At 74.6% G+C, this 4,755-nt stretch carries 5 protein-coding genes; 3 read left to right on the top strand and 2 right to left on the bottom strand.

The genetic code is table 11. From position 1 onward, the window contains the following. On the bottom strand, window positions 1-1,386 hold a 1,386-nt coding region (locus CCN72_RS23955; protein ID WP_143664179.1), incomplete at its 3' end, for a phosphatidylglycerol lysyltransferase domain-containing protein. Window positions 1,387-1,489: 103 nt separating this feature from the next. Between CCN72_RS23955 and CCN72_RS23950 the strand changes: the two genes are divergently transcribed. Beyond that, the gene (locus tag CCN72_RS23950; RefSeq protein WP_086809463.1) at window positions 1,490-1,960 is read left to right on the top strand and encodes a universal stress protein; all 471 of its coding nucleotides are present in this window, start codon (window positions 1,490-1,492) and stop codon (window positions 1,958-1,960) included. On the opposite strand, the gene CCN72_RS23945 is transcribed toward CCN72_RS23950, so the two are convergent. Beyond that, a complete protein-coding gene (locus CCN72_RS23945) occupies window positions 1,896-3,146 on the bottom strand; it encodes an MFS transporter (RefSeq protein ID WP_244174422.1) in 1,251 nt (416 codons plus the stop codon). The two genes, CCN72_RS23950 and CCN72_RS23945, sit on opposite strands and share 65 nt — an antisense overlap. Before the next feature lie 122 nt (window positions 3,147-3,268). Between CCN72_RS23945 and CCN72_RS23940 the strand changes: the two genes are divergently transcribed. Both CCN72_RS23940 and CCN72_RS23935 read left to right on the top strand, forming a co-directional pair. After that, a complete protein-coding gene (locus tag CCN72_RS23940; protein ID WP_208638077.1) occupies window positions 3,269-4,216 on the top strand; it encodes a LysR family transcriptional regulator in 948 nt (315 codons plus the stop codon). Between the two features lie 51 nt (window positions 4,217-4,267). Further along, window positions 4,268-4,755: amino acid permease (locus CCN72_RS23935; protein ID WP_143664178.1), on the top strand; the 488-nt coding region annotated here is incomplete at its 3' end.

Here is a 4,755-nt window from a genome sequence, read left to right as displayed (position 1 = left end):
GCGGTCGCGGCGCATCAGGTCGAGGGAGACGCCGTCGGTGCCCCAGGGCACGAAGGAGAGCAACGCGAGCAGCCGGCGGTCCTCGCCGCAGGCCTCGACGAGCAGGCAGTCGCCGTCGGCGGGATCGCCGAGCCGGTCCAGGGCCATGGAGAAGCCGCGCTCGGTCTCGGTGTCGCGCCAGGCGTCGGCCCGGTCGACGATCTCCTCCATCTCCCGTTCGCCGAGGGTGGCGTGGCGGCGGATGCGGCAGGTGGCGCCGGTGCGGCGGACCCGGTGCACGGCCTGCCGGGTGACGCGCATGTCCCGGCCGTCCAGATCGAACCCGGCGACGTGCAGGATCGCCTCGTCGCCGAGCTGGAGGGCGCCGAGGCCCGCGCGGGCGTACGCGCGGGCGCCGTCCTCGGAGGCGCCCATCACGGCGGGTACCCAGGCGTAGCGGCGGGCCAGGTCCAGCCAGGCGGCGATGGCGTGCGGCCAGGCCTCCGGGTCGCCGACGGGGTCGCCGCTGGCCAGGCACACCCCGACCTCGACGCGGTAGGTGACGGCGGCCTTGCCGCTGGGCGAGAAGACGACGGCCTTGTCGCGGCGGGTGGCGAAGTAGCCGAGCGAGTCGCGGTCGCCGTAACGCGCGAGCAGGGCGCGGACGCGGGCCTCCTCGTCGCCGTGCAGGGCGGCCTCCAGGCGCTGTGAACGGAACAGCGTGGCGGCGGCGTTGAGCAGGGCGAGGGCGCCGAGCAGGCCGAGCACGAAGGTGACCGCGCGGGGCGGGTGTCCGGCGAAGGAGCTGCTGGAGACGAGGCCGCCGCAGACCCGGTCGGCGGCCCAGGCCAGATGCTCGTCGGCCGGGAGGGTGCCCGGGAACAGCAGGACCAGGCCCCAGCCGAGCAGGATCGCGCCGGCGAGCCCGCCGAGCAGTACGGCGAGGGCGCGCCACACCGCGCCGCGGCGGGAGGCGGCGTAGAACTCGCCCCGGGCCACCAGCAGCAGGGCCAGCAGCAGGCCGCACAGGATCAGGGAGGGCAGGGACTGGGCGTACAGGCCGAGGGCGAGGCCGAGCGCGTCGCTGAGGACGAGCAGGCCCAGATAGACGACGACCAGCCACCAGGCGACCTTCTTGCGGGCGGCGGTGGCCCCGGCCAGCAGAAACAGGAAGACCGCGTAGGCGAGGTTGGCGCTGATGGGGACCAGCAGCAGATCGATGCCCCGGACGAGCGGACGCAGCACCCGGCGCAGGGGCTCCACCAGCGCGATCGCCGCGCACAGCAGCCCCAGGGCGGCGAACAGTCCCCCGAACGCCTCGGGCACCCGGCCGAGCCGCCCGCCGCCGGCCGGGGGATCCTCCCCCGCGCCGTCCCTGCGTGCGGCGGGCTCCGCGGTGGCGGTCATGGTTCCGACTGTAGGGAGGGGGACGGGGGGTGCGCGCGTCGAGGCGTGATCCCGGTGCGCCCTGGCGGTCCACAGGAAGCAACGGTTCCGATAGCCTCGGGACGTGACGGAGCAGCACGAAGAGCATGCGCAGCGGTTCGAACGGGGCACGGACGGGCCGAAGGTGATCCTGGTCGGCGTGGACGGCTCCGAGTCCTCGATGCGCGCCGCCGCGTACGCGGGCGGTCTGGCCCGGCGGCAGCACGCGCTGCTCGCGGTGGTGTACGTGCAGCCGGTGCTGGCCGCCGGGGCGGCGCTCGGGGCGCCGGTGATGGAGACGACCGACGAGATCGCCGATGACCTGGTGGCGCAGATCCGGGACGCGGCCGAGCGGGTCCGCGGGATATTCGAGGTGCGCTGGGAGTTCCACACCTTCCGCGGCGACCCCTACGCCGGACTGGTGACGGCCGCCGAGGAGCTGAAGGCGGACGCGGTGGTGGTGGGCGCCTCGGAGCAGGCCGGGCACCGGATCATCGGGTCGGTGGCGGTGCGGCTGGTGAAGGCGGGACGGTGGCCGGTGACGGTCGTTCCGTAGCGGCCGGGCGCGGCCACAGCAGCAGCGGCGTGGCGAGCAGCAGCGCCCCGGCGAGGCCGAGCGCGGTGCGCGCGCCGAGGAGGGCGGCGAGCAGCCCCCACAGCGCGGTGAGCGCGGCCGTGACCGCCTTGCCGGTGACCGACCAGGCGGCCAGGACGCGGGCCACCCGGTCGTTCGGGGTCCTCTCCAGGCGCTCGGTGACGAGGAGCGGGTTGAAGATGCCGCAGCAGGTGATCAGCCCGGCTTCGACGACCATCACCACCAGCAGTCCGCTCCGGCCGGGCCCGACGAAGGCGAGGCCGATCGGCCAGCAGGCGCGCAGGACGCCCGAGGCGCGCAGCACCCGGTGCCTGCCGTACCGGGCGGCGAGCGGGCGGGCCAGCCGGGAGCCGAGCAGTCCGCCGAGGCAGGGCACGGCGAAGGCGAGGCCGTACTGCCAGGGCGTGAAGCCGAGACGGCCGAGCATGAGGACCGCGAGGACCGGCGAGCCGGCCATGATCAGCGCGTTGTTCAGCAGCACGTTGAAGAACAGCGGGCGCAGCGCGCGGCTGGTGAGCAGGTGCCGCCAGCCGTCGAGCAGTTCTCCGGCGCGGGGTGCGGTGGTGCGCTCGGGGACGGTCTCCTCGTGGCCGATGGCGCGGATGCCGAACGCGGAGAGCAGATAGCTGACGGCGTCCGCGGCGACCGTGGTCACCGGTCCGAGCAGGCCGACGAGGGCGCCGCCGACCGGGGGGCCGAGCACGCTGGCGGTCCAAGTGGTGGACTCGAATCTGCCGGCGGCTCTCAGCAGGCCGTCGGGCGGCACGAGCGCCTTGAGGTGGGCGCCGGAGGCGGCGGTGAAGGTGATGTCGGCGGCCGCGACGACCACGGAGACCACGAGGAGCTGCCCGAAGCCGAGCGCCCCGAGCGCGTAGGCGGCGGGCAGGGTGAGCAGCGCGGCCCCGCGCACGAGGTCCGCGGTGATCATCACCGGCCGTTTGCGGCGGAACTCGATCCAGGGCCCGAGCGGTACGGCGGCCACCGCGCCGACGGCCACGCCGACCGAGGCGAGCAGCGAGACCTGGGCGGCGCCCGCGTGCAGCACGATGACCGCGATCAGCGCCAGCGCGTCGAACGCGAGCCAGGTACCGAAGGTACTGACCGTGTACGCGGCCCACAGCCACCCGAACCGCCGACCCAGCTTCATCCACAACCTCCCGTTGCCCCGGGACATGAAAACCACCAGGTGGGGTGCGTATCAAACAACCGGGGCGACGCCGGCCACAACCACGGGTTGTACAGCGGGAGGCGGTGGCTACGATGACCGGCGTGGATCTCAAGGCCGTACGCATCTTCGTCGCCGTGGCGGACACCGGGCAGTTCCAGGAGGCGTCGGCCGTCCTCGGCATCACCCAGCAGGCCGTCTCCAAGCGGATCGCGGCGCTGGAGAAGGAGCTGGGGGTATCGCTGTTCACCCGGACCGCGCGCGGGGCGCGGCCGACCATCGACGGGCAGGCGTTCCTGCCGCACGCCCGTGAGCTGCTGCTGGCCGAGGAGCGCGCCGCGGCCTCGGTACGGCCGGGCCGGCGGGCGCTGCGGGTCGATGTGGTCGGGGCCCGGCTCGGCCCCGCGGGGCTGCTGCGCGACTTCCACCGGGCGCATCCGGAGACCGCCCTGGACGTGGTGACCCTGTTCGACGCGGACACGGCCGTCGCCGCCGTGCGCGCGGGCACCATCGACGCGACCTTCCGCGCGGTGGGCACCCGGCTGCCCGAGGGGCTGCGGGCGGCCCGGGTCTTCGACGAGCCGGTGCAGCTGCTGACCGGCCCCCGGCATCCGCTGGCCGGGGCCCGCTCGGTGACCCCGGCGCGGCTGGCCGGGCACCGGATCTGGATGCCGGGCCTGGTGGCCGGCACCGAGTGGGCCGCCTACTACGCGGCGCTGGCCGCCGAGTTCGGGCTCACCATCGACTCGGTGGGCCCCGACTTCGGCTCGGAGGCGCTGCTCGACACGGTCGCGGACTCCGCGACGCTCGCCACCCTGGTCGCCGAGGGCATCCGGCTGGTGTGGCCGCAGGGGCACGATCTGCGGCGGATCCCGCTCACCGATCCGACGCCGGTCTATCCGCACTCCCTGGTGTGGGACGCGGCGAACACGCATCCGGGGCTCGCCGCGCTGCGCGCCCATCTCGCCGAGCGGCCGCTCGCCCGCCCGTCCTCGCGTGCGTGGACCCCGGCGTGGGCCGTGCGTGGCGCCTTCCCTGCGCGGCGCCCCTGAGCCATCATGATCCGCCGTCAGCCGTTTGCCGTCGGCGAAGAGGTGAGGCGTATGGCAAGACTCCGCGCGGGTGAGGGCATTCTCCGCCGCAAACCCATCGAGCACATCGAGGACACGGAGGTCGGCGAGGGGCCCCGCCTTGAGCGGTCCCTCGGGCTGTGGCAGCTCACCGCGATCGGCGTCGGCGGCATCATCGGCGCCGGTATCTTCACCCTCGCCGGTACGGTCGCCAACGGCACGGCCGGGCCCGCGGTGCTGGTGTCCTTCCTGATCGCCGGTGCGGCGAGCGCGTGCGCGGCGCTGTCGTACGCCGAGTTCGCGGGGCTCATCCCGAAGGCGGGTTCGGCGTACACCTACGGCTACGCGGTGCTCGGCGAGTTCGCGGGCTGGTTCATCGGCTGGGACCTGCTGCTGGAGTACACGGCGATCGTGGCGGTGGTCGCGATCGGCATCTCCGGCTACTTCGGCTTCCTGGTCGAGCAGATGGGCGCGAAGCTGCCGCACTGGATGCTGGGCGCGCCCGGCACCGGCGCCGGGCA

The organism is Streptomyces murinus, from assembly GCF_002154555.1.
Classification (GTDB): Bacteria; Actinomycetota; Actinomycetes; order Streptomycetales; family Streptomycetaceae; genus Streptomyces; species Streptomyces murinus.
Note: the sequence above shows the minus strand (reverse complement) of the source record. Positions and strands in the feature narration are given on the sequence as shown.

Coding starts and splice junctions, on each gene's coding strand:
- CCN72_RS23945 (WP_244174422.1), bottom strand. CDS start 3,146: ATGAAGCTGGGTCGGCGGTTCGGGTGGCTGTGGGCCGCGTACACGGTC.